This is a genomic window from Amycolatopsis sp. NPDC023774, assembly GCF_040639695.1.
Classification (GTDB): Bacteria; Actinomycetota; Actinomycetes; order Mycobacteriales; family Pseudonocardiaceae; genus Amycolatopsis.
In genome coordinates this window covers 448,423-474,411 of record NZ_JBFAAJ010000001.1, presented here as the reverse complement: position 1 = coordinate 474,411, position 25,989 = coordinate 448,423, and the positions used below count along the sequence as shown (strand labels likewise).

26 protein-coding genes and 1 tRNA gene are annotated in these 25,989 nt (G+C 68.2%); 9 read left to right on the top strand and 18 right to left on the bottom strand.

From position 1 onward, the window contains the following. Positions 1–25: 25 nt before the first annotated feature. Entirely contained in the window at positions 26–1,948 is a 1,923-nt protein-coding gene (locus tag AB0F91_RS02445) for a LamG-like jellyroll fold domain-containing protein (protein WP_360594057.1), read from the bottom strand. A 282-nt stretch (positions 1,949–2,230) separates the two neighbouring features. On the opposite strand from AB0F91_RS02445, the gene AB0F91_RS02440 reads away from it, so the two are divergent. After that, positions 2,231–2,821, top strand: coding sequence for a DUF5134 domain-containing protein (locus AB0F91_RS02440; RefSeq protein WP_360594055.1), 591 nt, complete (start codon positions 2,231–2,233; stop codon positions 2,819–2,821). Between the two features lie 435 nt (positions 2,822–3,256). After that, positions 3,257–3,667: an Lsr2 family protein gene (locus tag AB0F91_RS02435; RefSeq protein ID WP_360594053.1), complete on the top strand. Its 411-nt coding sequence runs from the start codon at positions 3,257–3,259 to the stop codon at positions 3,665–3,667. Between the two features lie 95 nt (positions 3,668–3,762). Here AB0F91_RS02435 and AB0F91_RS02430 read toward each other — a convergent pair whose 3' ends face one another. From AB0F91_RS02430 to AB0F91_RS02420, 3 genes are read right to left on the bottom strand one after another with little or no spacing between them, the layout of a single operon-like run. Then, entirely contained in the window at positions 3,763–4,272 is a 510-nt protein-coding gene (locus AB0F91_RS02430; protein ID WP_360594051.1) for a carbonic anhydrase, read from the bottom strand. Continuing rightward, positions 4,272–5,162 carry an NmrA family NAD(P)-binding protein gene (locus AB0F91_RS02425; protein ID WP_360594050.1) on the bottom strand — a complete coding sequence of 297 codons (891 nt, stop codon included), beginning with the start codon at positions 5,160–5,162 and terminating at the stop codon, positions 4,272–4,274. The genes AB0F91_RS02430 and AB0F91_RS02425 overlap by 1 nt, the downstream gene beginning before the upstream one ends. A 2-nt stretch (positions 5,163–5,164) precedes the next feature. Next, a complete protein-coding gene (locus AB0F91_RS02420) occupies positions 5,165–5,626 on the bottom strand; it encodes an SDR family NAD(P)-dependent oxidoreductase (protein WP_360594048.1) in 462 nt (153 codons plus the stop codon). A 155-nt stretch (positions 5,627–5,781) separates the two neighbouring features. Between AB0F91_RS02420 and AB0F91_RS02415 the strand changes: the two genes are divergently transcribed. The 3 genes from AB0F91_RS02415 (at position 5,782) to AB0F91_RS02405 (ending at position 8,288) form a co-directional block, all read left to right on the top strand. Beyond that, entirely contained in the window at positions 5,782–6,429 is a 648-nt protein-coding gene (locus tag AB0F91_RS02415) for a helix-turn-helix domain-containing protein (RefSeq protein WP_360594046.1), read from the top strand. Between the two features lie 106 nt (positions 6,430–6,535). Continuing rightward, positions 6,536–7,546, top strand: coding sequence for a hypothetical protein (locus AB0F91_RS02410; RefSeq protein WP_360594044.1), 1,011 nt, complete (start codon positions 6,536–6,538; stop codon positions 7,544–7,546). Positions 7,547–7,793: 247 nt separating this feature from the next. Next, entirely contained in the window at positions 7,794–8,288 is a 495-nt protein-coding gene (locus tag AB0F91_RS02405) for a hypothetical protein (protein WP_360594042.1), read from the top strand. Between the two features lie 530 nt (positions 8,289–8,818). On the opposite strand, the gene AB0F91_RS02400 is transcribed toward AB0F91_RS02405, so the two are convergent. Continuing rightward, positions 8,819–9,307, bottom strand: coding sequence for a winged helix-turn-helix domain-containing protein (locus AB0F91_RS02400; RefSeq protein WP_360594040.1), 489 nt, complete (start codon positions 9,305–9,307; stop codon positions 8,819–8,821). 76 nt (positions 9,308–9,383) lie between these two features. On the opposite strand from AB0F91_RS02400, the gene AB0F91_RS02395 reads away from it, so the two are divergent. Then, on the top strand, positions 9,384–9,560 hold the full coding sequence (locus tag AB0F91_RS02395) for a tyrosine-type recombinase/integrase (RefSeq protein WP_360594038.1): 177 nt from the start codon (positions 9,384–9,386) through the stop codon (positions 9,558–9,560). Between the two features lie 82 nt (positions 9,561–9,642). Here AB0F91_RS02395 and AB0F91_RS02390 read toward each other — a convergent pair. Both AB0F91_RS02390 and AB0F91_RS02385 read right to left on the bottom strand, forming a co-directional pair. Further along, positions 9,643–9,716 (bottom strand) — tRNA-Leu (locus tag AB0F91_RS02390). Positions 9,717–10,386: 670 nt separating this feature from the next. Beyond that, positions 10,387–10,758, bottom strand: a complete 372-nt coding sequence (locus AB0F91_RS02385) for a hypothetical protein (RefSeq protein WP_360594036.1) — start codon at positions 10,756–10,758, stop codon at positions 10,387–10,389. 172 nt (positions 10,759–10,930) lie between these two features. Here AB0F91_RS02385 and AB0F91_RS02380 point away from each other — a divergent pair, with 172 nt between their 5' ends. Together AB0F91_RS02380 and AB0F91_RS02375 are read left to right on the top strand one after the other, a co-directional pair. Further along, positions 10,931–11,482, top strand: coding sequence for a hypothetical protein (locus AB0F91_RS02380; RefSeq protein WP_360595120.1), 552 nt, complete (start codon positions 10,931–10,933; stop codon positions 11,480–11,482). A gap of 6 nt (positions 11,483–11,488) precedes the next feature. Then, positions 11,489–11,920, top strand: coding sequence for a hypothetical protein (locus AB0F91_RS02375; RefSeq protein WP_360594034.1), 432 nt, complete (start codon positions 11,489–11,491; stop codon positions 11,918–11,920). Between the two features lie 58 nt (positions 11,921–11,978). On the opposite strand, the gene AB0F91_RS02370 is transcribed toward AB0F91_RS02375, so the two are convergent. The 3 genes from AB0F91_RS02370 to AB0F91_RS02360 form a co-directional block, all read right to left on the bottom strand. Further along, positions 11,979–13,304: an NAD(P)/FAD-dependent oxidoreductase gene (locus AB0F91_RS02370; RefSeq protein ID WP_360594033.1), complete on the bottom strand. Its 1,326-nt coding sequence runs from the start codon at positions 13,302–13,304 to the stop codon at positions 11,979–11,981. An 84-nt stretch (positions 13,305–13,388) separates the two neighbouring features. Further along, positions 13,389–14,075, bottom strand: coding sequence for a uracil-DNA glycosylase (locus tag AB0F91_RS02365; protein ID WP_360594031.1), 687 nt, complete (start codon positions 14,073–14,075; stop codon positions 13,389–13,391). Next, positions 14,075–14,731 (bottom strand): endonuclease V, encoded by a 657-nt coding sequence (locus AB0F91_RS02360; RefSeq protein WP_360594029.1) that lies wholly within the window; start codon positions 14,729–14,731, stop codon positions 14,075–14,077. The genes AB0F91_RS02365 and AB0F91_RS02360 overlap by 1 nt, the downstream gene beginning before the upstream one ends. Before the next feature lie 50 nt (positions 14,732–14,781). On the opposite strand from AB0F91_RS02360, the gene AB0F91_RS02355 reads away from it, so the two are divergent. Continuing rightward, positions 14,782–16,266, top strand: coding sequence for a peptidase S10 (locus AB0F91_RS02355; RefSeq protein ID WP_360594027.1), 1,485 nt, complete (start codon positions 14,782–14,784; stop codon positions 16,264–16,266). Positions 16,267–16,321: 55 nt separating this feature from the next. Here the strand turns inward: AB0F91_RS02355 and AB0F91_RS02350 are convergent, their stop codons facing one another. The 8 genes from AB0F91_RS02350 to AB0F91_RS02315 form a co-directional block, all read right to left on the bottom strand. Beyond that, on the bottom strand, positions 16,322–17,185 hold the full coding sequence (locus AB0F91_RS02350; RefSeq protein ID WP_360594026.1) for an LLM class flavin-dependent oxidoreductase: 864 nt from the start codon (positions 17,183–17,185) through the stop codon (positions 16,322–16,324). A 286-nt stretch (positions 17,186–17,471) separates the two neighbouring features. Further along, the gene (locus AB0F91_RS02345; RefSeq protein ID WP_360594024.1) at positions 17,472–19,172 is read right to left on the bottom strand and encodes a S8 family serine peptidase; all 1,701 of its coding nucleotides are present in this window, start codon (positions 19,170–19,172) and stop codon (positions 17,472–17,474) included. Positions 19,173–19,260: 88 nt separating this feature from the next. Beyond that, on the bottom strand, positions 19,261–20,259 hold the full coding sequence (locus tag AB0F91_RS02340; protein WP_360594022.1) for a dipeptide ABC transporter ATP-binding protein: 999 nt from the start codon (positions 20,257–20,259) through the stop codon (positions 19,261–19,263). Next, the gene (locus AB0F91_RS02335; RefSeq protein WP_360594020.1) at positions 20,252–21,253 is read right to left on the bottom strand and encodes an ABC transporter ATP-binding protein; all 1,002 of its coding nucleotides are present in this window, start codon (positions 21,251–21,253) and stop codon (positions 20,252–20,254) included. The genes AB0F91_RS02340 and AB0F91_RS02335 overlap by 8 nt, the downstream gene beginning before the upstream one ends. Before the next feature lie 8 nt (positions 21,254–21,261). After that, complete coding sequence (locus AB0F91_RS02330) at positions 21,262–22,215, bottom strand: ABC transporter permease (protein ID WP_360594019.1); 954 nt, start codon at positions 22,213–22,215, stop codon at positions 21,262–21,264. Beyond that, on the bottom strand, positions 22,208–23,134 hold the full coding sequence (locus AB0F91_RS02325) for an ABC transporter permease (protein ID WP_360594018.1): 927 nt from the start codon (positions 23,132–23,134) through the stop codon (positions 22,208–22,210). Before AB0F91_RS02325 ends, AB0F91_RS02330 begins: the two co-directional genes overlap by 8 nt. A gap of 95 nt (positions 23,135–23,229) precedes the next feature. After that, positions 23,230–24,852, bottom strand: a complete 1,623-nt coding sequence (locus tag AB0F91_RS02320) for an ABC transporter substrate-binding protein (RefSeq protein ID WP_360594016.1) — start codon at positions 24,850–24,852, stop codon at positions 23,230–23,232. A gap of 164 nt (positions 24,853–25,016) precedes the next feature. Next, a complete protein-coding gene (locus AB0F91_RS02315) occupies positions 25,017–25,970 on the bottom strand; it encodes a Ppx/GppA phosphatase family protein (protein ID WP_360594015.1) in 954 nt (317 codons plus the stop codon). Positions 25,971–25,989: the final 19 nt, after the last annotated feature.

Sequence of the window (25,989 nt, the reverse complement as noted above, 5' to 3'; positions counted from 1 at the left end):
TCGATGACCACCCGCTGCCGGTCGCTCAGTGGGTCATGAACTCGTCCAGGCGCAGCGCCCGGTTCACGATGCGGACGTCACCGATCCAGCCGTGGAACACGTTGTCGATCGCGCCGCCGTACTCGTGGCCGCCGAGCAGCCAGGAGAGGCCGAGCGAGGCGATGCCGACCGAGTCGGTCGACGGGTTGTCCGCCACCGGCGAGCTTTCGATGTACGCCTTGGTGTGGTGGCCGTCGTTGACCACCGCGAGGTGCCACCACTGCTCCTCGGGCATGCCGTGGCTCCAGTTGGTGGTCGGGTAGGTCTGGCTGAGCGGGTAGCAGTTGAACTGCAGCTCGCGGCCGTTGTTCGTGGTCATGAGCTGGGCCACCGGCTCCTTCGGGTCGGTGTTCTTGCCGTGCTTGCCCGCGTCACCGGCCGCGCCTCGGCGGACCAGCACCGGCATGTTGCCGTTGTTGCCGCTGTCCCAGTCGCGCGGGATCTTCACGAACGTCTCGATCGTGTAGCCGTGCTTGAACGTCTCGGTGTTCAGCGCCGCCTTCGCCGCGGTGGTGAGGTATGCGCCGTGCAGCGGGTTCTTGCCGCCGACGAAGCGCAGGCTGGCGTGGCCCGGCTGGTCGGGGTGGTGGTCGTCGGACCAGGTCAGCGCACCGGGAACCGTGCCGGGGGTGGACGCCAGCATGAGGTCGTTGCCGTTGCCGGACAGGTCCTTCACCTGCTGGGTCGTGGTGACCGGGCTGCCGGGGGCGGCGTGGTTGCCGTCGAAGCGCCAGTACGCGAGCGTGCCGGGCAGCAGGACCTTGTCGGCCGCGCGAGCCGCGCGGGTCTTCACCGGGATGAAGCCGGAGAAGCGCTGCTCGAAGTCGAACGGCATCGAGAACCGGTCGACGGCCGTGGTCAGCCGCGACTCCATGACCTCGAGGCGGTTGCGCTTCGCCGGGTCCTTCTCCAGGATCCACGGCGAGGTCGTCTCGACGTCGATGGTGTTGCGCTCGAGGTCGAAGTGGTACAGACGCAGCATGCCGCCACCGCTCATGTAGCGGTTCTGGTAGTTCGTGATGTGCAGGTGCACGTCGTTGCCGGCCGTGTTCTTCTTCGTCACGCGGCCCGAGGGCCAGTAGTGGCCGTTCAGCGTGAGGAAGATCTGGTCGTTGTCCTTGATCAGCGAGTCCCACACGGTCTGGCCGTAGTCGGTGATCTCGGCGTTGTTCTCGGCGTCGCCCGATTCGTACGGGTACACCTCGTCGCCGTAGGTCGGCGCGACGATCTCGTGGCAGGTGAGGATCACCGGCATCTTCGGGTGCGCCTTGATGACCTGGTTCGCCCACGCGAACCCGGCCGCCGACGTGCGCCAGTCCATGGCCAGCAGCAGCCAGTCACGCCCGGCCGCGTGGAACGTGTGAGCAGTGTTGTAACCGCTCGTGTCCGAGCCGAGGAACGACTTCCGGCCCGTGAACCGCTGCGGGCCCATCGCCTGCAGGTACGGCGTGGTGCCGCGCGTGTCGTCACCGGACACGTCGTGGTTGCCGGCGAGCACGCTGTAGGCGACGTTCCCCTTGTCGAGGATCTTGAACGTCTTGTCCACAGCCTGGAACGACGTGACGTCGGCGTCCTGCGTCACGTCGCCGAGGTGCGCCATGAACACGATGTTGTTGTTCGGCGTGCCGCTGTTCTCGATCACGTACCGGAACGAGGCTTCCTGCGGCTCCGGGTTGATGCTGTTCTGGCTGCCCCAGTAGAGGTACTGGGTGTCCGGCATCACGGCGACAGTGAACTGGAGGCTCTCACCGTCCGGGTTCCATCTGCCACTGCCTCTGCTCGCGGTGTTCGCGGTGTCGGCCTCGGCCGGCGCGACGCCGAGCGCACCCAGCGCCGTGGCGCCGACGCCGGCGAGTCCCGCGTTGCGCAGGAAGGACCGTCGGTTCGGGCCCACCTGGTTTTCGCGCATGGTCTACCCCATTCAGGTTTTCAGGGAGAATTCTTCAGCGCCCCGGACGCTATTCACGGCTGCTTGAGCCAACACGAACACCAGGTGGACTGCTCACGTCGGCTCCCTTACGTCGCGAGCACTTGAGACGCAGGTCACGGGCGGTGGGCCTCAGGGGCAACGGGTCCGCCCTTGCGATTTCGACAATTCCTGTCTCGTCCGGGGGTATTTCCCGTCGGTTGTCACGAATCGCGACTGTGCGTCGTCTACCGGGTACTCGCTTAGACGGAAGGAGTCGCTCTCGTGCCGGCGTTCGTGTCCTGGCTGCTGACGGCCGCGTTCGCCGCATTGGCGTGGGCTCCGCTCGCGCACCTTCGGCGTGACGCCGGTCTCTCTCCGGTGGCTGCCTCGTCGGGGGAGGGCCACCGTCCTCGGGCGCCGCTCGCCGCGGGTTCATCCTTGCCCGCCAACGCCCCACCGCCGCGCCGGCCGCCGACCCGTGCCGACTCCGTGGCCGAACTCGTCCTCTGCGCCGGGATGATCGCCATGACCTCCCCCGTCGGCGCACCCATCCCGGCCGCCGGCTGGCAGGCCGTGCTGCTGCTCACCCTCGGCTGGTCCCTCACCACCCGGCGCCTGCACCACCTCGCCACCACCGCGACGATGCTGTTCATGCTCACCGCCATGCCACATCCCGCGGACGACCACGGCCCGTGGCTCACGATGCCCGCCATGGGCCACGGCTGGTGGACGCCCCTCACCTTCGCCGCGGCCGCGTGGTTCCTCCTCGAAGCCGCCCGGTTGGTCCCGTCGTGGCGCACGGACCCGTCCCGCGCGTTGTCACGCACGGGCATGAGCCTCGGAATGGCTTGCGCGCTGGTCGTGTCCGGCTGAGACGGCAATCTCGGCGGAAACCTGTTCCTGTGCCGGTAATGTGAGTGCTCGTGCTCTCCCCGACTCGACGGCTGGCCGCGCAGTGGACCGCCCAATACGGCGAGGACGCCGCAGCGGACTGGGTCGCGCACTGCACCGAGGAAGCTCGACCCGGCCCGCTACGCCGAACCTGACCCCACAATGGACAGCTCCGCGGACCTCAACGCGCAACGCCGTGCCGGCCGGCACTACGGCGTGACGGAGCAGTTCGAGACCTTCTGGTCACCTTCCGTCGACGTTTCCTGACCCCGGCACACCGCCTCAACCGCACCGGGAGTTTCCCCGACAGTTTCGGCGCCTGCATTTCCCCGGCCATTCGATGCTACGATCACAATCGATCGCCACATTCGTGCGCCTGGTCACGGTCAGCATGCACGCCAATTTCAAGGAGCACTCATGGCCCAGAAGGTTCTCGTCGAAATGCTGGACGACATCGACGGCAGCCCGGCCACCCAGACAGTCCCCTTCGGACTGGACGGTGTCAGCTACGAGATCGACCTGTCCGACGACAACGCCGCCGCCCTGCGCGATGAGCTCGCGCGCTACATCGGTGCGGCCCGCAAGACCGGCGGCCGCAAGGTGCGCGTCGCCGCGGGGCAGCCGACGGCGGCCACCCCGGCCGACCGCGAGCGCTCGCGCACGATCCGCGCGTGGGCCAACGAAAACGGCTACCAGATCTCCGAGCGCGGCCGCATCCCGTCCGACGTCGTGAGCGCCTACGAGCAGGCCGAGCTCGAAGCCGCCAAGCCCTCCGCGCCGGCCCGCAAGCGCCCGGCGCGCAAGAAGGTCGCCGCCGCCAAGAAGTAGTACGGCGAGCCTGCTGACCGAGCTGCCGGCTCGTTGACAACGGACCCCCCATTCGTCAATGAGCCGGCAGCAGCCGGTCCACAGTGGATGGTCACCTACGGCCTGACGACGGTTTCCGCGAAACCGGTACCGACGTCGTAAACAAGACCCGACACCCGATACCCGGGCAAGCGCGGCTCGGCCCGCAGCAACGCCACGTCCCGAGCCACCGCCACCCGCGGATCCGCGACGTCGGGCAGCTCCGCCTCGGGCACTCCGAAGTAGGGAGCCAGCCGGTCGGGCCGGTCCCGGATCAGGTTGATGCCGCAGCCGGTGTGCTGCAGCACGACGACGTTCCACCCACCGGGACCCGCCCCCGCGGCCGCGGCCACGTGCTGCAATATCACCAGTTGCTCGATCGTGTCCGGCGTGACCCGTCCGCCGACGTTGCGCAGCACCCCGATCTCCCCCGGCTCCGCACCGAGCACGACTGCGGGGTCGACCCGTGGGTCGAAACAGCTGATGACGCTCGTCATCAGGCTCGGCCGCATGATCAGCGTGGGATCGAACCGGGTCTCGGCGAACTTCCGGTTCCGCTCGACGAAAGTGTCCACGACTTCAGCCATCACTGGGCTCCGTTCAGCAGGGCGGCGTGTTTGCGGGTGAACTCGGCGACGGACATCGGCCGCCGCCCGGTGAGCTTTTCAATGGTGTCGTCGGCGCCGCCGAGCCGTCCCGCCCGGTAGTCGATCACGATTCCGCGAATCGACCCGACCAAGTACCCGGGCGCCCCGAGCGCGGCGATCGTGACCACGAATTCGTCGAGGTCACAGTCCTCATAGACGATCTCCCGGCCCAGCGCGGCAGACAGTTCCACCGCCATCTGCGCGTGGCCGAGTTCGGCCGGGCCGGACAGCAGAATCGTCCGACCGATGTGGACTCCCGACTCCTTCAGCAGGGCGGTGATCGCGCGCCCGAGATCCTCGGCGCCAACGATCGACGCCGTGCCCGCACCCGCGGGCATTCGCAGCTTTCCCTGCCGCAGGTCCGGCAGGATCCACGGGTAGAGGAACCATTCGAGCAACATCGTCGGGTGCAGGTGGACGACGTCCACACCGGAGCAGGTGAACACCTCCTTCGACAGGAACGTCTCCCGCGTCGAGATCCCCGTGGACTCGCGGCTGGTGTTGCGCTGCGAGAGGTTGAGGGCGGCCAGGCCGCCGGTTTCCTTCACCTCCCGGGCGAAGTTGACCGTCGCCTGGATCAGGCCCGGTCGCATCGGGTGGACGAAATACGTGGCGTCGGCGCCCTCGAGCGCCGGCCGCAGCGTGGTGACGTCCTGGAAGTCACCGACGACGACCTCCGCCCCCTGGTCGGCCAGCGCCCGCGCGCGGTCGTCGAGCGTGCGCACCATCGCCCGCACGGTCAGTCCCAGCGCCAGGGACTCGCGGACGGCGGCCCCTCCAGTGCCACCGGCCGCTCCCGTGACGAGCACTCTTCTGTCTGAAATGGACATTGTCAGGCACCGGCCAGCACCGGACAGAGTGCGGTGACGTCGGCTGCGAGTCCGGCGTGGACCTTCTTCGTCATCTCGGTGGCGAAGACCTCGCGCTCGCCCGCCGGCCCCACGTTGAGCAACGCGCCGTTTGCCGTGCGCAGCGCCGGCGCCAGCTCGCGGGCCAGGACGAGCGGACCCGGCAGGTTGGCCTCGAACATCTCCTCGATTTGCTCGATCGGGACGGTCAGCAGGTCGTTGTGCGGGAAGATCACCGCGTTGTTGACGAGGATCGTGGTGTCGCCGCGCTTCCCCGCGGCCCGCGCGATCGAGCCCTGGTCGGCCAGATCCAGCTCGACGGTCACGACCCGCTCGCCACCCCAGTCCTTTGCCTTGCGGGCAGCCGCACACACCCGGGCCGCGCCTCGATCCAGCGCGGCCCGGACGAACGCGGACCCGAGCCCGCCGTTCGCGCCGTCACGCACACCGTCGCGTTCTGCAGAGCAGTCATCGTTGGTTCCCCTTCAGGTCCCGCGGCCCGTGGCCACGCTGAGGACGGTAATCAGATCACTTCATTTTTTCAAGCGTTATTAGTTTTCAGAACTCTGATCTCATCTCGAGACGGTGCTACGCTTAATACATGAAACGGCGTGATTTCGGGCAGTACTGCGGCCTCGCACGAGCCCTGGAGCTCGTCGGCGAACGATGGGGGCTGCTGATCATCCGCGACCTGGCCATCCACCCGCGCCGCTACACCGATCTCCTCGACGGCCTGCCCGGCATCCCGTCCAACGTGCTGGCCACGCGGCTGAAGGAGTTCGAACAGTCCGGCATCGTCGAACGCCAGATCGCCCCGTCCCCCCGCCGCGGCGTCGTCTACGCCCTCACCCCGCTCGGCCACGAGCTCGAACCCGCGATCCACGCCTTGGGCCGCTGGGGCACAACCCAACTCGGCGAACCTCGCCCCGGCGAGATCGTCACGCCCGAATCTCTCGCCACGTCCCTACGCGCCGCCTTCGACCCCTCCGCCGCCACCGACATCACCGCGTCCTGGGAAATCCACACCCCCGACTTCGCCGTCCACGCCGCCGTCACCAACGGCAAACTCGACGCCGGCGTCGGCCCCGCCCCCTCCGGCGCGGACCTCGTGATCACCCTCCAGCCCGAGGAGCTGCCGTCCTACCTGGAGCTGGTGCAGGCCATCAAGTGCGGCCTGGTGAAGATTTCGGGGCCCCGCAAGCTTCTGGACACTTTCACGCGAGTCTTCGCCAGCCGCGGCCCGCTGTAGCTCAGGCCGCACAACGATTCCTCGCCCATTCCGAGGCCACAGTGGACAAACACGCTCCACTCGCCGCCGTTCGCCATGCGTCCAAACCAGACTCGAGAAGAACCGGGTGCGGGGGCAGAGTGGCGACGACCCGGCGCAGCGGTGCGCCGGCTCGTGGACGGTGCTCCTCGCGGTTGTGCTGCTGACAGCTTGCGAGGCACCCGCCGGCACCCACGATCCGACGATCACCTCCAACCCGAAGCCGCTGCTGAGCGAGACCAGGTTCTACACCGACCCAGAGAATCCGGCGGCCGCCTGGTTGCGAACAGCCGCACCTTCGGATCCCGCTGCAGCCCTCGTTCGAACCCGGATTGCCGGCCATGTCGTCGGCCACCCGATCAACGCAGCGACCGACCGGGTCGCCGCCGAGACCAGCCGATACGTCCAGTCAGCCGCAGCGAACCATGCCACGCCTGTCCTGCTCGCCGAAAGCGACAGCTCCGGCGCCTGCACGCCCGAGGCCCGGCACCGCTGGTTCGACGCGCTAGCACGCGGGATTTCCGGTGCCCCCGCACTGGTCATCATCCGAGGCGGGAGCGCCTGCCCAGACACCCGCGCCGCCATGCTCGCCGACGGCGTCCGCACGCTCGCAGCCCCCGGCACGCTCCTCCTGCTCGACGCGACCGGCATCACCACACCGCAAGACGCCGTGTCCCTCCTCAGCGCCTCCGACATCCGCGACGCCCTTGGATTCACCCTCAACATCGGCGGTTACACGCCCGATCCGACTATCGCCGCCACCGCCAAGGCCATCCGCTCCGGCCTGCAAGCCGCAACCGGCCGCGACGACCTCCTCTTCCTCGTCGACACCAGCCGCAACGGCGGCACCGCGAAAACCGACTGCAACCCCGCCGGCGCCCGCGTCGGCCCCGAACAGCACCCTCGACGCCGACCCCCGCAAGGCACAGAACCTCTGGCTCACCACGCCAGGCATATCCGACGGCGCCTGCGGCATCGCGCCCCAAAGCCGCGCCGGAGTCTTCGAGCCCGGTCTTGCCCGCGCGTTGACCGCCGGCTAGCACCCTCGGTCGAAGGCCGCTGCGCATCCGGTCTACCAGGAATCGATGCCCTCGCATGATCCCTGCAAACAGCGAGATGATGGCCTGCGCAGTGCCCCCGACGGGGTTCGAACCCGCACTGGGTCGATTTTCGGGCCACATCGGCGACTGCCAAGTGTCGTCAAGCGTTGTTGGCTCTCACCAGCCACGATGGGCCGTCAGACTCATCGTCCGGCGATGTTGTTTGTCGTCGATGGGCGGTGATTCCGGGGCGTAAGTGGGGCTGTTGATCTTGCCAAATCGCACAGCGAGGGCCCAGGAAATCGAGTGAAGATCAACGACGTCCGTGGAAGTCTGGGGGGCATGGTGTCTCCCGACGATCAAGAACTGGCTACCGCCGCTCGGGACGCCGACTCTCCAGACTGGTCCGTTCGCGCATCGGCCGGTCGGCGTCTCGCGGCATCGGACAAGATCGACGGAATCGCGGACGTCCTCCACGGTCTCCTCTTGGATCTCCGAGACTCCGGGGTCATCCAGGAGACCGCGGTGGCCTTGCTCGCACGCAAGGACACCGCTGGCCTGCGCTGCGTGCTGCTGGCCAGCAGCCGAGCTGTCGAGTTCTGGACCAGAGACGAGCTCGTAGCCGCTCTGGACTGCAACCCTGAGTGGATGACGACCGCAGGGGCGGATCGGCTGATCCAGCAGCTGCACGAGCTCGCTGTCGATGACGACGACGGGGTCCGCGACGAGGCACAGAGGATCCTCTCGGGTCTGCGGCCGCGCAAGGAATGGGCACGAGACTCGGACGACGACCAGCTCTGATCCGACACGACGCACAGCTAAGTCCTCACTGGTGGTCCGTCACTGCCGGGGCGAGTTGTACTGCCACGCCAGCACATACCTAGTTCGATGACTACCTACGAGTGGGGCAACTTCGTCCATCCCGTCGACCTGGCGCCAGCCCGATCAAGCCTGTCAAGGGGGCACCGGCCTGCCTGCCGCCGGCGTACCTCGGGATTGCCCCCTTGACAGGCTTGATAGCCCTCGGGAGGTCGTCGGGATGGACGACAGGCTCACACGGACGCAACCGGCACGCTCGGCTCGACCATCCTGGAGACCTGCCCGTCCGGCGAGGACATCTCTTGATCAGTGAACCTGTTCGCGGCCCTTCCGGCGGGTGGTCGCTGGGCTGGCTTTTCCGCGGGCGACCGCCGGGGACCGGGCGCCAGCCCGCACGCCCCGGCGGGGCTTGCCCGCGGGTCAAACACAGTGCTCAGCGGCCCCGGAGGGGCCGCCTTGAACAAGTAAGGAAACTCTGAACACGGAGTGCTGAGGCTCGCTCAGATCGGCAGTCAGTCAAGACGTTTGCGGAGTTCGCCAAGGCGACGGTTGAGATCGCGAACCACGCTGTGAATCTCAGCGAGCTCCGCGCGCACGGCTGCTACGTCGGCCGCAGCTTCGACTTCGATGCCTCCAGCTGGAACGTCCTGGACCACCGCCGGCGCGCCCTTGCCGCCTTTGGTCAGACCCTCATGCTCAAGCACTGCAAGCGCCTGACGCACGGTCATCCGGGAAACTTTGTACTGGCTAGACAGCTCCTCCTGCGAAGGGATGCGGTCACCAGGCACGAGCTCACCGCTGGCGATCTGCCGGCGAAGCGCATCAGAGATTCGCCTGTAGGCATGCCCAGGCGAAGGCGAGATCTCCTCAGAGTCGGATGAGCCTTCTTGGTGGTCGACTGCGACAGGCGGCAGCTGGTAGGCAGGGGTGAACTCGGCTTGGCAGCGATAGCACTTGGATGCGGAGTAGGAGACGTCCGCCAGCCCGGTCTTCCCTGACACGCTGGGAGGGCTCAGGGACCCGTCGAACACCCGGCGGTCACTCCGAGACGCTCGCGGCTCCTCTGGCTTCGCGTGGGTGAAGTCGCATGCCTTCCGTAAGACGGCAGCCACGGTGCTCGACGAGGCAGGCTTGTCCGCCCGGATGATCGCGGATCAGCTTGGCCACACGCGGCCCTCGATGACCCAGGACCGGTACATGGGGCGGGGCACGGTGTCACCGGCCACAGCAGCCGCGCTGGAAGACATCTTGTGAGCGTCAGGCGGCAAAATGGGGCGTAAGTGGGGCACTTGATCTTACTTGCGCCCCTTGTCGCGTCTCTGACCTGCGCCGGAAGTGCCCCCGACGGGGTTCGAACCCGCACTGGGTCGATTTTAAGTCGACTGCCTCTGCCAATTGGGCTACGGGGGCACGAACACCTTAGCGGGACCCCCGCGGCCCGTCAGATGCGCGGCGTGTGATTCGCCACAGCGGACACCGGCGACAGCTCCGAAACCCCGACCGGGACAAGCGCGTCCATCAGCAGGTCCAGGTACCGCCGCCAGCCGTCCGGGCCGCGGAGGGGTAGGACGGCAGCGTCCCCACCAGCATCAACACCAGGCGCGGGACGTCGTCCGCTACGAGGTCCGCGCGGAAGGCCCCCGAGGCCTGGCCGGCGGCCACCAGGGCGGCCACCGGAGTGAATAAGCGCCAAGCAGGTCCGTCGTCAGCGCGCCCACGTTGTTGGTCGCGGCGAACAGCGGCTGCTCGGCCGCCGCCAAACGCACCGCGGCCCCAGCGTGACGTAAACGCCCTCTCGTGGATCGTCCAAGAAGGCAGCCCGAACCAGCACCGGCGCGATCACCTCGTCGAACCGCGCCTCCAGTACCGCGCGCACCAGGTCCTGCTTGTGGGGGAAACCGCCGGTACAACGTCGCGACCCCGGCACCGGCCGCGGCGGCGATCTCCTCCATCGGCACGGAGACGCCCGCCGGCGGCGAAGACCGAGTAGGCCGCGTCGACGATGCGGCGAGCGTTGCGGGCGGCGTCAGCACGCAGCGGCTGTGGCGACATGCCTCCACTACCAACTGATAGCGCACTATCAGTTGGACAGGAACCTCCCATGGCAGAAGGCATCTCCCGTCGACGGCTGTTCACAGCGACCGCCACCGCCGCGGCCATCCCGGCCGGAGCACAAACCGAAGTAGACCTCCGCACCTTCCCCTCGCCCGACCTCCCGCCCTACGTCGACGAGCTGCCGATCCCGCAGATCCTGCGCGGCGGCCAGCGCCTCACCATCGAGGCCCACGCGAACCAGCGCATCGAGCTGACCTTCGACAACAACCTCGGCAAGCACCTTTTCGCAAAAGACGTCGACCCCACACTCGGCGGCGCCTCCGAGGAAAGCCGCACCCAACCCCACACTTCCGTCCACCTGCACGGCGCCGTCACGCCGCCCGAGATGGACGGCCACCCCATGGACGTCTTCCTCCCGGCGAACACCGCACCTACCGCCACGAAGACCGCCGGCCTCTGGTACCACGACCACGGCATGGGCCTCACGCGCCTGAACGTCCACGCGGGACCCGCGGGCGTGTACCTCCTGCGCGGCGAGCGACACCGGCGACCGCACCAACGCGTGGCACCTGCCCAGCGGCGAGTTCGAGCTGCCTCTGATTCTGGCCGACCACCGCTTCCACGCCGACGGCTCGCTCAACTACCGCACCCTCACCCTCGTGCCGCAGGGCCACTGGGACGGCGGCCAGATCGGCGACCGCATGACGGTCAACGGCAAGGTCTCGCCGTACACGAACGTCGCCCGCGGCCAGTGCCGGTTCCGGGTGCTCAACGCCTCGAACTTCCGCGCCCACCACCTGTTCTTCTCCGACCGCCGGCCCTTCCACGTGATCGGCAACGACGCGGGCCTGCTCGACGGCCCCGTCGTCATCACCGACGTCCGCCTCACGCCCGGCGAGCGCGCCGACCTCGTGGTCGACTTCTCAGACCACGAAAAGGGCGAGCACGTCGACCTCGTCAACGACCAGCGCGAAGCCGCACTCAACGCCATCGTCACGGATGCGCAGCCGCTGCCCGACGTCGTGCGCTTCGCCAGCACCGGCGCGAAAGGGCACCAGCAGGTGCTGCCGGCCCGCCTGCGCGTCACGCCCTGCCGCGCCAGGGGCACCACGGAGCTGTGAGAGGTCGTGAACCTCACCATCGAGGACCACCCCGTGCACCTGCACCTGGTGAACCTGCACCTGCTCAACCGCCAGATGTTCGACCCGGTCGCCTACTCACTGGCGAACCCGCGCCCGCCCTTGCACACGAAGTGGGCGCCGCCACCGGACGACTTCCTCCTCGGCGCATCCCGGCCGCCCGCGCCGTGGGAGGCGGGGCCGAAGGACACTGTGAACTGCCCGCAGAACACGGTCACGCGGTTCCTCGTGCACTTCCCGGCGGCCGACGAGCTCGGCTTCGCCCCGGACGCGACGTTCACCCCGGCCCGGCACGCGATGTCCGGCATGACCATGGCCGGCCACGACCGGGACCTGGCCCTCCAGGGCTACGTCTGGCACTGCCACATGCTCGAGCACGAAGACGACTGCATGATGGCCCGCTACCGCCTCGTCGAGTAGCCGAAACGACCGAAGCCGGACCTCCCGACAGGAGGTCCGGCTTCAGCGGAAAAACAAATCAGCCCTTGGAGACCCGGGCGAACTCTTCCTTCGGGTTGTTGATCTGCCCGAGCGAGATCACCTCACGGCGGAACAGGCCGCCCAGCATCCAGTCGAACAGGATGCGGGTCTTGCGGTTCCACGTCGGCATCGCCTTGAGGTGGTACGCGCGGTGGAAGAGCCAGGCCGGGAAGCCCTTGATCTTCAGGTTCAGCGCGTCGGCGACGCCCTTGTGCAGACCGAGGCTGGCGACCGCACCGAGGTTCTTGTGGTAGTAGTCCTTAGGCTGCCCGCCGCGCAGGACCTTGATGATGTTCTTGGCCAGCAGCGTCGCCTGGCGCACGGCGTGCTGCGCGTTGGGCGGGCACGTCGCCGTCGGGTCCTGCTCGGTGCGCGAGAGGTCAGGGATCGCGGCGTTGTCGCCTGCCGTCCACACCTCGGGGTGGCCGACGACCTGCATCGCGGCGGTGGCCTCGACGCGGCCGCGCTTGTCGAGCGGCAGGTCGGAGCCGGCGAGCACCGGGTTGGCCTTCACGCCGGCCGTCCAGATGAGCGTGTCGGTGTCGAACTCGGTGCCGTCGGACAGCACGACGTGACCGTTTTCGAACGACTTCGCCGCCGTCGACAGGTAAACCTCGATGCCGCGCTTCTCCAGCTGCTGCACCGTGTACACGCCGAGCGTCTCGCGGACCTCGGGCAGGATCCGCCCGGCGGCCTCGACGAGCACCCAGCGGATGTCGGCGGGCTTGATGTTCGGGTAGTAGTTCTCCACCGCGAACCGGGTCATGTCCTCGAGCTCGGCCAGCGCCTCGATGCCGGCGAAGCCGCCGCCGACGACCGTGAAGGTCAGCAGGCGCTTGCGCAGCTCAGGGTCGAGCGTGCTGGCCGCCTCGTCGAGCTTGGTCATGATGTGGTTGCGCAGGTAGATGGCCTCGCCGATGGTCTTGAAGGCGATGCCCTGCTCAGCCAGGCCCGGGATCGGGAGGATGCGGGCGACGGCGCCGAGCGCGACCACGAGCACGTCGTAGTTCAGCGTCTCGATGTGGCCGTCCGCGGCCTCGACCGTGACGGCCTTGCGGTCGTTCTCGATCTTCGTCACGCGCGCGGTGAGCACGTGGCAGCGCTTGAGCACGCGGCGCAGCGGCACCACCACGTGACGGGGTTCGATCGCGCCGGCCGCCGCCTCGGGCAGGAAGGGCGCGTAGGTCATGTGCGGCTGAGGGTCAACGACGGTCACGGAGGCCTCGTTGGCACGCAGCATCTTCTGGAGCCCGTACGCGGTGTACAGGCCGACGTATCCACCACCGAGGATCAGGATCCGAGTCGGTTCCGACTTAACAGCCATGCCTCCATAGTTGCACCTGCCGAGCCGTATCGCTCGGGTACCCCGCTCCGCTGTGACCAGCATCGCCATGCAGGCGGTAACGATTCAGAAGAGGCCTGCGGCCCTGGCCGCGGAGGCGATCACGTCGAACACCATCTCGTGAGTCACACGGCCCGTCTGGACATTACGGGGTGACACGTGGTAGCAGCCATGCAGCTGTAGGTAACCGAGCTCGACGACCCTCCCGTGCCCGAACGCCGGTCTCGGTGACGGCACCGGCCGGCCCGCCTCGGCGAGCACCGGCAGCAGCGCCTGCCAGCCGAACGCGCCGAGCACCACGACGGCCTTCAAAGTCGGGCGCAGCAGCCTCAGCTCGTCGGCGAGCCAGTGGCGGCAGGTGTCGCGCTCGGCCGGCGTCGGCTTGTTCTCGGGCGGCGCGCAGCGGACAGGTGAGACGAGGCGGGTGCCGCGGAGGGTGAGGCCGTCCGCCCGGTCCACCGATGTCGGCTGCGACGCCAGTCCCACCTCGTGCAGCACGCGGAACAGGAAGTCGCCCGACGGGTCCCCGGTGAACATCCGCCCGGTGCGGTTGCCGCCGTGTGCCGAGGGCGCGAGCCCGACCACGGCCAGTGCCGCGTCCGCCGGCCCGAAGCCGGGCACGGGCTTGGCCCAGTACTCGTCACTGGCATAGGCACGGCGTTTGGTGACCGCCACCTTTTCGCGCCACGCCACCAGCCGCGGGCACGCCCGGCACTCGGTGACGGCGGCGTCGAGGTCCGCGAGGGTGCGCATCAGCGGCCGGCCAGAGCCGCGCGGCACAGGTGATCGGCCGCGCGCGTCGTCTCGGGCAGGCGGTAGCGCGGGGTCAACGCGAGCGTGAGGCGGCAGGCGTGGTCGAGGCTGATCAGGTGACCCGCGGACACGTAAACCGGTTTCACCCCCGGCCTCGTTCGCACGATCGCGCCGAGCTGGTCTGCGCCGTCCAGGAGCGGCGCGGTGTCGCCGGGTTCCGGACCGGGCTCCGCGTGCGTGCCGACGAGCCGCGTCTTGCCGACCCCGAACGCCGGGATCCCCGTGAGCACCCCGAGGTGGCACGCGAGCCCGAAGCGCCGCGGGTGGGCGAGGCCGTGGCCGTCGCAGGCGAACACTTCCGGCGGGTGCGTGAGCTCCGCGACGGCGTCGAGCAGTGGCGGCAGCTCGCGGAAGGCGAACAGGCCCGGCTCGTACGGGAAGGTGACTTCGCCCGTGACCACGCGTTCCTCGACCACGCGCAGGTCGTCGAGGGCGAGCGTGACCGCGGCGGCGGCGATGCGCGTGCCGGCCGGGTCGTAGGCGACGTCGAGACCGGTCACCGTCGCCGGCGCCGGGCAGGCATCGGTGAGGTCCACGCGGCCGCGGAGCGCGTCCTGGACCTCGCGGGCCTCGGGAATCGTGACGGGCCAGCGCACTCCGCCAGCTTTCCACAGCCTTCCCCAGCCCGGTTGGCTAAGTTGGGTCCATGTCGGACACCACCGAAGAGCCGCCCGAAAAACCGGCTACCGCCCAGATGCCGCCGGAGCCCGTCGACGACCTCGTGACCACGCACCACACGCTCACGGTCAAACGCCGCAAACTGGCCTACACCGCACAGGCCGGGCGCGTGGTGCTGCGCCAGGAGGTGCTGAAGGACGGGAAGTCGGAGGGCCACAAGCCCAAGGCCGAGGTGTTCCTCACCGCCTACACGCTCGACGACGCCGACCCGGGCACGCGCCCGGTCACGTTCGCGTTCAACGGCGGCCCCGGCTCGTCCAGCATCTGGCTGCACATGGGCCTGCTGGGCCCGCGGCGGGTGCTCTCGGGTGACGTCGATGACCTGGTCCCGCCGCCGTACGGCCTCGAGGACAACACCGAGACGTTGCTCCAGCACAGCGACCTCGTGTTCATCGACCCGGTCTCCACGGGCTACTCGCGCGTCACCGAGGGCGGCGAGTCGAAGGACTACACCGGGTTCCAGGGCGACATCGAGTCGGTCGCCGAGATCATCCGGCTGTGGGTCTCGCGCAAGGAGCGCTGGCTGTCGCCGAAGTTCCTGGCCGGCGAGTCGTACGGCACGCTGCGCGCCGCCGCGCTGGCCGGGCACCTGCAGGACCGTTACGGCCTGTACCTCAACGGCTTGCTGCTCATCTCGTCCGTGCTCGACATGGGCACGCTGCGCTTCCACGAGGGCAACGACCTACCGCACTCGCTCTACGTGCCCACCTACGCGGCCATCGCGCACTACCACGGCTTCCACGGCGATCGCCCGCTCGACGACGTACTCGCCGACGCCGAGGACTTCGCGGCCAAGGAACTGCCGTGGGCCCTCGCGCGCGGTGCGCGACTGTCCACTCAGGACCGCGCGGAGACCGTGGCCACGCTGGCTTCACTGACGGGGCTTTCGGAGTCCTATGTAGACCGGGTGAACCTGCGGATCGAGCACGTGCGCTTCTTCACGGAGCTGCTGCGCGACCGCGGGTTGGTCGTCGGCCGCATGGACGGCCGCTTCACCACGTGGGAGGTCGACGGCGGCCGCGAGCACATGAGCGACGACGCGTCGATCTCGCGCATCATCGGCGCGTACTCGGCGGGCTTCAACCACTACATCCGCGCCGAGCTCGGCTACCAGAACGACCTGCCGTACGAGATCTTGTCCGGCGACGTTTTCAAGGCCTGGTCGTACAAGGACTTCGAGGGCCGGTTCGTGTCCGTTGTGGACTCCGTGAGCGCCGCCATGCGCGCGAACCCGCACCTGAAGGTCCACGTCGCGTTCGGTCACTACGACGGCGCAACGGCGTACTTCGCGAGCGAGCACGTGCTCGCCCACCTGCAGATCCCGGACGAGCTGCGCGACAACATCGAGACCGCCTACTACCCGGCCGGGCACATGATGTACGTGCACGAACCGACGCGGATCCAGCAGTCGAAGGATCTGGGAGAGTTCGTGAAGTCGGCTTCGAACCGGTGATTCCTTCGGACCTGTCGGATCTTTCCAGTCTTGCAGGTCTTTCAGGTCTTTCGGTCTAGAGGACGAGGTCGGCCAGCCGGTCGACCTCGTCCGGATCCGCGACGGTCGGCGTGAACGTGAGCTCGTTGAGCCCCGCAGCCTCGAAGTCCCGCACGATGGCCCTGGTTTTCTCCGGCGTCTGCACGGCTCCGTCGGCGATCGTGTTGGCGTGGTCTCCGGCGTAGGCGTAGTACGAGCGCAGGTATTCGTCGCCGCTGTCGGGTTGGGTCGTCGAGAAGTACGCCAGCCCCAGCAACCGCGGCTCGCCTCCCCGGCCGGCTTCCGCCCACGCGTCGCGGATTTCCTTGACCGTCGGCTCCGCCCGCGCCGGCCCGCCACCGGCGCCGGTCCACCCGGCCGCGTGCTCCACCGTCCGCCGCACCGCGCGCTTGCTGTGCCCACCGATCAGGATCGGAATCCCCGGCGGCTCCGGCACCACGGCCCGTTTCTCGCCCGGGAAATCTCCTTCGGCCACGGCTTCACCACGCCACGCCTGCTTGAGGTAGCTCAGCTGCCGGTCGAACGCCGCCCCGCGCCCGGCGAAATCCCGCTCCGCCGGCAGGTAGTCCGACTCGCGTGCACCCACGCCGAGCCCGAGCGTCAGCCGCCCTTCCGCCAGCGACGCCACGGTGCCGGCCACTTTAGCCAGCACCGCATCCGGATACGTCGGCCCCAGCACGGCGTTGGTCACCAGCCCGATCCCGCTCGTCGCCCCGGCCACGCCGGCGAGCGCCGTCAACGAGTCCAGCGAGGGGTACGCCACGCGCCCGATCGTGGACACGAAGGCGAACCCGCGCCGTTCCGCCCGCCGTGCCCAGTCGAGCACCAACGGTCCACTCGTGCCGGGCACCGTGTTGGGAATTCCGATACCGATCCGCATACCGCCAGTGTGCAACCACCGGCCGGCCGCCGCAGCGCTGGGTTCACGGCACGAATGCTGCGCCGACGCTCTGGTTGCTGGCCTCGATGAGGAACGAGTTGTGTGCCGCGTTGGCCGTGACTCTGGTTACCCGCCGCCGACCGGAACCGCACCAAGCCTCGCGCAGCTTCCACGACTTGGACAATTTCGACCGTCACCCGCCCATTCTGCGCACGACCACCGGCGACAAGGAGAACGGCCCCGTGCCAAGGCCGAAAACCTTGAACGGGACCGTCAACCGCGAGACCTACTTCTTCACGTACTTGGCCCCATGCGTCACGGCCGCATAAGCGTCCACCGCACCGTGCCCGTAAAACCCGTTGAACGCGGCATTCCCCGTACAAGTAGCCGTGAACGACTCATCGCGGCCCTCGTCCAGGTAGTCCACCGTCCGCGGCACCGGGCACGCGACCGGAGAAGCCGTTCCCTCCAACACGCGCTGCACGGCATCCGGGTCCATACCGAAACCAGAACCCGACTTCTTCCCGTACTCCGAAACAATCAACGCCGCCACCCCGGCAGCGTGCGGCGTCGCCATCGACGTCCCCTGCAGCCACTGGTAGTACCCGACCCGCCCATCACGAGCGACGGCCTTCTGCACACCCGCGGCGACCCCGGCCGGGGTCACATTCCCGGCCGCGTCGACGTTCCCCTCGGCCACCGCCACGTTGCGCGGGTAAGCCGACAGGATCTCGTTCTCCACCTTCTGGAACCAAGGCGTCCCGAAGCCGTCCCGGTAGTACCCACCCGGCGCGGAAACCGAGATCTGCTCGGTCCCGTAATCGGAGTAGTCCGCCTTCGCCTGCGAGGGACCGAAAGCGGCGACACCGATCGTGTGCGGACCTTCGGTGGGCATCGACAGGCAGGACGCGTTGTCGATCTGACGGGGGTGCGCCGAGGTGCTCGGGTAGTCCGGGCTGGTCGCGTCCGGCTGCGGCGCGCCGAGGTCCGTGTGCTCGTTGCCGAGGGCGACGACCATCGAAACGCCCTTGCGGTGTGCGTAGTTCAGCGCCCGCGTGGTGGCCTCGATGACGGTGCGCTGCTCGGCCTGCTCCTCAGCGGAGTCGGCCGGGTTCGCGCGGCAGTTGTAGAGCCAGGGGTCGGTGTAGAAGCTCATGTTCACCACGTCGATGCCTGCGTCACCGGCGTAGGTCAACGCGTCGACAGTCGGCTGGAGGAAGAAGAAACCCGAGTCCTGGCCGGCGCGGATGTTGACCAGCGAGACGCCCGGCGCGACGCCCGAGACACCGAAGCCGTTCACCGCCGCGCCGATCGTGCCGGCGACGTGGGTACCGTGGCCGTTGTCGTCGTGGTCCACGGGGTCGACGCAGCCGCGGTACTCGCACGGGCCGTCCACCACGGCGCCGTTCACATCCGCGACGATGTCGCGCGTGAAGTTGCGCGAGTCAGCGCGGTCGAAGTTGGGCGCGATGTCCGGGTGACTGGCGTCGACGCCGGTGTCGATGATGCCGACCTTCACGCGCTTGTCGCCGGGCTGCACGGTGCGCGCGAGGTCCGACCGGGTGGACTTCAGGCCCCAGAGCTGGTCGTCCAGCGGATCAGTCGCCGACGGACCAGAACCAGAACCCGATGCCTTCCCCCGGCCCTCCTTCTCGACCGCGTCGTGCTTCACCTTCTTGCCGTCCCGCGGCGCCGACCCGATCGCCTTCGACCGCGCCGCGCCGAACACCTCGCTGCTGGAAGACACCCGCGCGACGAAGCCCGAAGCCGGCGCCGAAGCCGTGATCAGCCCGACGGCGTCGTTCCGGGCCACCACCGTCCCGCCGGCGGCTTCGACCGCGGCCACGGCGGCGCCGACGTCCGAACGCGCCAGCACCGTGTACTCCGTGACCGGGCCGGATACCCCCGCCGACGCGACCGGCACGAACGACGCCGCACCGAGCAGGGGTACCGCCAACACGGCGAGAAGCAGTCTGGGTCTTTTCACGAGTCCTCCTCAACGCGAAAACCGACACTGCAACGTACATACCGGACACACGTTGCAGCAATCGCCAGAAGGAGGAACCCGACTAAAGTCAGGGCACCACGGACCGGGCTTCCGCGAAGTGGCACGCCGAGAGGTGCCCGTCGGTGCGCGGCGAGAGCTCCGGCTCCTCGGTGGCGCAGATGTCCTGCGCCTTCCAGCACCGCGTGCGGAACCGACAGCCCGACGGCGGGTCGAGCGGGCTCGGCGGGTCGCCCTCGAGCCGGATGATCTGCCGCTGCCCGCGCAGCTGCGGGTCGGCCACGGGCACGGCCGAGAGCAGCGCCTGCGTGTACGGGTGCGAGGGCCGCTCGTAGATCTCGTCCTCAGTGCCGATCTCCACGATCTTGCCGAGGTACATCACGGCCACGCGCGTGGCGAGGTGGCGCACCACGGACAGGTCGTGCGCGATGAACACGTACGACAGCCCGAACTCCGTCTGCAGGTCACCGAGCAGGTTCATCACCTGCGCCTGGATGGAGACGTCCAATGCGGACACCGGCTCGTCGCAGATGATCACCTTCGGCCGCAGCGCGAGCGCCCGCGCGATGCCGATGCGCTGGCGCTGCCCGCCCGAGAACTGGTGCGGGTAGCGGTTGATGTGCTCGGGGTTGAGCCCCACCACCTCCAGCAGCTCACGCACCTTCTGCGCGCGCGAACCTTTGGGCGCCACCTCGGTGTGGATCTCGAACGGCTCGCCGACGATGTCGCCGACCGTCATCCGCGGGTTCAGCGACGTGTACGGGTCCTGCAGCACGATCTGGATCTCGCGCCGCAACCGCCGCAGCTCTCCGCCGCGCAGCTTGAAGATGTCGCGGCCCTCGAACGTCGCCCCGCCCGCGGTCGGCTCCTCCAGGCGCATCAGCACCTGCGCGAGCGTCGACTTGCCGCAGCCCGACTCGCCCACCACGCCGAGCGTCTCGCCCGACGCCAGGTCGAACGAGACACCGTCGACGGCCTTGACGTGCCCGATGGTGCGCTTGAACAACACGCCCTGGCGCACCGGGAAGTGCTTCACCAGCTCCTGCACGCGGAGAATCGGCTCAGCCACGGCTTTCCACCACCTCTTCGGCGAAGTGACACGCACTGACCCGGCCGAAACCGAGGCTGTGCAACGAGGGCCGTTCCTCCGAACAGCGTTGCTCCGCCCGCTTGCACCGCGGGTGGAACGGACAGCCCGGAGGGATGTCGAGCAGGCTCGGCGGCAGCCCCTTGATCGTCTCCAGCGTCTGGCCCTTGAGGTCCAGCCGTGGCAGCGAGTCCATCAGCGCGCCCGTGTACGGGTGGCCCGGCGACTTGAACAGCTCGTGCACATCGGCCTGCTCCACGATCCGGCCCGCGTACATCACGGCGATCCGGTCGGCGACCTCCGCGACCACACCGAGATCGTGTGTGATGAGGACGAGACCCATCTGCCGTTCGCGCTGGATCTCGCCGAGCAGGTCCATGATCTGGGCCTGCACGGTCACGTCGAGCGCCGTGGTCGGCTCGTCCGCGATCAGCAGCACGGGGTCGAGCGCCAGCGACATCGCGATCATCGCGCGCTGGCGCATGCCGCCCGAGAACTGGTGCGGGTAGTCCTTCACGCGCCGCGCGGCGGCCGGGATGCGCACCAGGTCCAGCAGCTCGATCGCGCGCTTGCGGGCATCCTGTTTGGACATGCCCTGGCGCACGCGCAGCTGTTCTTCGATCTGGAACCCCACGGTGAACACGGGGTTCAGCGCCGAGAGCGCGTCCTGGAAGATCATCGCGATCTCGGTGCCGCGCAGCTCGCGCCGCCGCTCGGGCGTGGCCGTGAGCAGGTCCTCGCCGCGGTAGCGGATCGAACCACCGGTGATCACGCCCGGCGGCATGTCGAGGATGCCCATGATGGCCTGCGCGGTCACGCTCTTGCCGGACCCGGACTCACCCAGCACCGCAAGGGTTTCACCGGCGTGCACGGCGTAGCTCACGCCGTTGAGCACGTTGGCGACGCCGTCGGACGTGCGGAACTCCACTTGGAGGTCTTCGACCTCGAGCAGCAGCTCGTTCGTTGGTTCGGACATCGGGTGAGCTACCTCGACTTCGGGTCGAGCGCGTCGCGGATCCCGTCACCGAGCATCACGAACGCGAGCACGGTGATGGTGACGAACGCACCGGGGAACAAGAGCATGTGGGGGTCGGCCCGGAAGTAGTCGCGTGAGTCGCTGATCATCACGCCCCACGAGATCACCGGCGGCCGCACGCCGATGCCGAGGTACGCGAGCGTCGCCTCGGCGCCGATGGCCGCGCCCAGTGCGATGGTGGCGTAGACCAGTACCGGCGCGAGCGTGTTGGGCAGCAGGTGCCGGAACACGATGCGCGGCGTGCTGGCGCCGAGCGCGCGGGCGGCCTTCACGTAGTCGAGCTGCTTCGCGACCAGCGTCGCCGAGCGCATGATGCGCATGGCGACCGGCCAGGTCAGCACCGCGATGGAGCAGACCACCTGCACGATGATCGTCGCGGCGCCCGGGTTGGAGCCAGGCGCGTTGAACGTGGTGAGGATGACGATCGCGCCGAGCACGAACGGCAGGCCGGCGAAGATGTCGCCCAGTCGCGAGAGCAGGCTGTCGATCAGGCGGCCGTAGTAGCCCGCGAGGATGCCGACCAGCGAGCCGAACACCACCGTGAGGATCGTCGCGAACACGCCGACCAGCAGCGACGCGCGGGCGCCGTAGATGGTCCGGGCGTAGACGTCGTAACCCTGGTTGTCGTAGCCGAACCAGGCCTCGGACGACGGGCCCTGGTTGGCCTTCGTCAGGTCGCTGAACCCGGCTTCGCGGTGGGAGAACAGGCCGGGCGCGATCGCGATCAGTACCACCAGCAGGATGATCACCGCGGAGATCACGAACGCCGGCTTGCGGCGCAGCTGGCGCCAGGCGTCGCCCCACAGGCTGCGGGGCTTCTTCGTCTCGGTCGCGGAGTCGTCGATACGCGACAGCTCCGCCGCGTCGACAGCCGTGCCTCCGACGAGGTTGGGGTCAGTCATAGCGGATCCTCGGGTCGAGAACGGCGTAGAGCAGGTCCACGATCAGGCTCATCAGCAGGTACACCAGCACGAGCAGCACCACGACGCCCACGACGGTGGCGCTCTCGCGGTTCTGGATGCCGCGGAAGATGAGCCCGCCCAGGCCGTTGATGTTGAACACGCCCTCGGTCACGATCGCGCCGCCCATCAGCGCACCCAGGTCGGTACCGAGGAACGTCAACACCGGGATCACCGAGTTGCGCAGCAGGTGCACGCCGACCACGCGGCTGTTGGGCTGGCCCTTCGCGATGGCCGTGCGGATGTAGTCGGCGTGGCGATTCTCCGCGATCGACGTTCTCGTGAGCCGCGCGACGTACGCCATCGAGAGGCTGCCCAGCGCGATGCCGGGCACGATCAGCTCGCCGAACGACGGGTCGTCCGACACGCTCGTGTCGATGATGCCGAGCTCGGTGCCCAGCACGAGCTGCAGCACGATCGCGGTGACGAACACCGGCAGCGAGATCAGGAACGTGGTGGAGACGAGCACCAGGTTGTCGAGGAAACCCTTGCCGCGCAGGCCGGTCAGCACACCCGCGGTCAGGCCGATCACGGCCTCGATGAGCACCGCGACGAGCGCCAGGCGCAGCGTGATCGGGTAGGAGGTGGCGATCAGCTCGCCGACGGAAGTGCCGTTGAAGGTCTCGCCCCAGTCGCCGGTGAACAGGCTGCCGAGGTATTTGAGGTACTGGAGGATCAGGTTGTCGTTCAGGTGGAACTTCTCGGTCATCAGGTCGACGTAGGCCTGGGGACAGGCCGTCTGACCGCACTTGCCGGAGAAGGGATCACCCGGGACGGCCCACACCAGCACGTAGATCAGGAAGGTCGTTCCGAAGAACACCGGGATCAGCTGGAGCAGGCGTCGCAGGACGTAGCGAATCATGCGTCAGTTCCTAGGAGTGCGCGCCGGGCGAGCCGCGGACCGTCCCCATGAGACGGTCCGCGGCTGCCCTGGTGGTGGGACGTCTTCTCAGCGCGTCACTTGGTGACCTCGACCGACGAGTAGTCGGCACGGCGACGGAAGTCGAGCGTCACGGTCTTGGTGTGCTTGGACTTCGCGGCCACACCCTTCTCGTCCCAGACCGGGATCGAGGGCAGGTCTTTGGCGATGGCGTCCTCGGCCTGCTGGTAGATCTTGATCGCGGCGTCCTTGTCCGGCGTGGAGTCGGCCTGATCCAGGAGCTGGTCGACGGCCGGGTTGGAGTAGACCGAGTCGTTCGACGAGGCACCCGTGCGGTAGATCGGGTTCAGGAAGTCCTCGATCGACGGGTAGTCGGCCGACCAGTCCGAACGGCCCATGCCGGTCAGCTTGTGGCCCGTCACGATGCTGCGCCACTGGCCGAAGTCCGTGGCCGGCACGAAGTCGCACTCGACGCCGAGCACGTTCTTGATGCTGTTGCACGCGGCCACCAGCGGCTCCTTGCGGCCACCGTCGGCGTTGGAGGCGATGGTGAGCTTGCCCTTGAAGCCGGACTTCGCGAACGCCGCCTTGGCCGCGGCAGGGTCGAACTTGCAGAACTCGCACACGGCCGGGCGGTAGCCCTCGATGCCCTGCGAGACGTAGCCGTCGGCCGGCACGTAGGTGTCGTTCATGACGGTCTTGGTGATCTGCGCGCGGTCGATCGCCATGGAGATGGCCTTGCGCAGATCGAGGTTGTCGTAGCCGGGCACGTAGTACGGCACGGCGATGGTGCTGATGCCGAGCAGGTGACCGGTGACCAGGTTGTCCTTGAGGTCGGTCTTGTACTTGCTGCCGGCCAGCGCCGAGGGCGGGAGCGTCTCGATGAAGTCGAGCTTGTTGCTCAGCAGGTCCTGGTAAGCGGTTTCCTGGCTCGCGTAGATCTTGATGTCCAGGTCCTTGAACTTGACCTTGTCCTGGCCCTTGTAGTCGTCATTGCGCGTCAGCTTGATGTCGACGTTCGGCGTGCGGCTGACGAACTTCATCGGGCCGTTGCCGATCGGGTGCTGTGCGAAACCCTTGGGGTCGGAGAAGAACACGTCGGGCAGCGGCGCGAAGGCCGTGTACCCGATCTTGGTGGCGAAGACCGAGAACGGTGCCTTCAGCGTGACCTGGAACTCGTAGTCGCCCTTCACGACCAGGCCGGACATCTTGTCCGTGGTCGGCTTGGCGTTGTCGTCGGCCGGGTGGACGTCGTCGTAGCCCTGGATGTTCTCGAAGAACGTGCTGTTGATCTGCCCGTTGGGCGAGTAGGCGCCGTAGTTCCACGCGTCGACGAAGTTCTTGGCCTTGACCTCGGTGCCGTCGTGGAACTTCCAGCCCTGCTTGATCTTGATGTCGAAGACCTTGGAGTCGGTCGTGGTGATCGACTCGGCCATCTGGTTGTAGGGCTGCGCGTTGTCACCCTTGAACGCGACCAGCTCGGCGAACATCGCGTCGACGGCCTTCGAGCCACCCAGCTCGTTGGTGTTCGTGGGGATCAGCGTGTTCTGCGGCTCGGTGCCGTAGACGGTGAACGTCCCGTTGGGATCCACCTCGCCGGACGACCCGCTGCTGCCGGAGCCACCGCCGCACGCGGCAAGGACCAATGACAAGGTTGTCACCACCGCGGCGGCTCCCCAGAGCCTGCGTGAACGCCGCATGTTCCCCTCCATCTCGTGTTCCCGAAAAGTGAGATGGACGTTAGCGGCCGATGGGGGTTTGTAACCAGATCACTCGGTTGCAAAAGAGTGACAACCTTTTCCCACACCCGGGCAGAGCACTACCAAGGTATTAATGATCACCCAACGTGCCCGCGCTGCTCCGCTCAGGCGAGAGAGAGCGCGATTCCGTCGAGGATGTCGTGTTCGCTCACGATCAGCTGGTCCGGACCACCGCGTTTCGCGAGCTGCTCGGCCAGTACCTGCACGATCACCGCACCCCCGCCGATCACGTCCACCCTGCCCGGATGGATCACGGGGTTGGCCGCGCGGGCGGCCCGGTCGGCCGCCAGCAGGCTCGTCGCGAGGCTGTCGATCTGGGCGTGGGAGAGCTTCGACAGGTGCGTGCGCTCGGAGTCGTACTCGGGCAGCTCCTGGGCGATCGCTGACAACGTGGTCACCGTGCCGGCGACCCCGATCCACGTCTTGGCCTTGGCCACGTCGACAACGTCGAAGGCCTCTTGGAGGACGGTCTCGGCGAGCTGCTTCGCCTGGGTGATCTCTTCGTCGGTGGGCGGATCTTGTGTGAGGGCACGCTCGGTGATGCGGACGCAGCCGATGTCCACGGACTTCGCGGCGAGCACCTCGGCGCGCTGCCCGTCCCACGTGCCGAGGACCAGCTCGGTCGAGCCGCCGCCCACGTCGACGACCACGAAGGGACCGTCGTCCGGATCCTGCTCCCCGACTGCGCCGGTGAAGGACAGCCGCGCTTCTTCGTCGCCGCTGATCACCTCGGCCTCGACGCCGAGCGTCTCGCGCGTCATGGCGAAGAACTCGTCGCGGTTACTGGCGTCCCGGGTGGCGGAAGTGGCGACCATCCGGACTTTTTCGACACCCTTGCGCCGCGCCGCGATCGTGTAGTCGGCGAGGGCGACGCGAGTGCGTTCGAGGGCTTCGGGCGCCAGGCGGCCGGTCGCGTCGACGCCTTGGCCGAGGCGCACGATGCGCATCTCACGGTGCAGGTCACGCAGGTCCACCGTGCCGTCGTGGCGCGGCGTCAGCTCGGCGACGAGCAGGCGGATGGAGTTGGTCCCACAGTCGATCGCGGCTACACGAGGCATGGCGTCGACCTTACTGGGT

Excerpts from the sequence above, each read along its gene's own strand:
- AB0F91_RS02445 (WP_360594057.1), bottom strand. The coding sequence starts at position 1,948 with ATGCGCGAAAACCAGGTGGGCCCGAACCGACGGTCCTTCCTGCGCAAC.
- AB0F91_RS02435 (WP_360594053.1), top strand. The coding sequence starts at position 3,257 with ATGGCCCAGAAGGTTCTCGTCGAAATGCTGGACGACATCGACGGCAGC.
- AB0F91_RS02430 (WP_360594051.1), bottom strand. The coding sequence starts at position 4,272 with ATGGCTGAAGTCGTGGACACTTTCGTCGAGCGGAACCGGAAGTTCGCC.
- AB0F91_RS02425 (WP_360594050.1), bottom strand. The coding sequence starts at position 5,162 with ATGTCCATTTCAGACAGAAGAGTGCTCGTCACGGGAGCGGCCGGTGGC.
- AB0F91_RS02415 (WP_360594046.1), top strand. The coding sequence starts at position 5,782 with ATGAAACGGCGTGATTTCGGGCAGTACTGCGGCCTCGCACGAGCCCTG.
- AB0F91_RS02370 (WP_360594033.1), bottom strand. The coding sequence starts at position 13,304 with ATGGCTGTTAAGTCGGAACCGACTCGGATCCTGATCCTCGGTGGTGGA.
- AB0F91_RS02365 (WP_360594031.1), bottom strand. The coding sequence starts at position 14,075 with ATGCGCACCCTCGCGGACCTCGACGCCGCCGTCACCGAGTGCCGGGCG.
- AB0F91_RS02355 (WP_360594027.1), top strand. The coding sequence starts at position 14,782 with ATGTCGGACACCACCGAAGAGCCGCCCGAAAAACCGGCTACCGCCCAG.
- AB0F91_RS02350 (WP_360594026.1), bottom strand. The coding sequence starts at position 17,185 with ATGCGGATCGGTATCGGAATTCCCAACACGGTGCCCGGCACGAGTGGA.
- AB0F91_RS02335 (WP_360594020.1), bottom strand. The coding sequence starts at position 21,253 with ATGTCCGAACCAACGAACGAGCTGCTGCTCGAGGTCGAAGACCTCCAA.
- AB0F91_RS02330 (WP_360594019.1), bottom strand. The coding sequence starts at position 22,215 with ATGACTGACCCCAACCTCGTCGGAGGCACGGCTGTCGACGCGGCGGAG.
- AB0F91_RS02325 (WP_360594018.1), bottom strand. The coding sequence starts at position 23,134 with ATGATTCGCTACGTCCTGCGACGCCTGCTCCAGCTGATCCCGGTGTTC.
- AB0F91_RS02320 (WP_360594016.1), bottom strand. The coding sequence starts at position 24,852 with ATGCGGCGTTCACGCAGGCTCTGGGGAGCCGCCGCGGTGGTGACAACC.
- AB0F91_RS02315 (WP_360594015.1), bottom strand. The coding sequence starts at position 25,970 with ATGCCTCGTGTAGCCGCGATCGACTGTGGGACCAACTCCATCCGCCTG.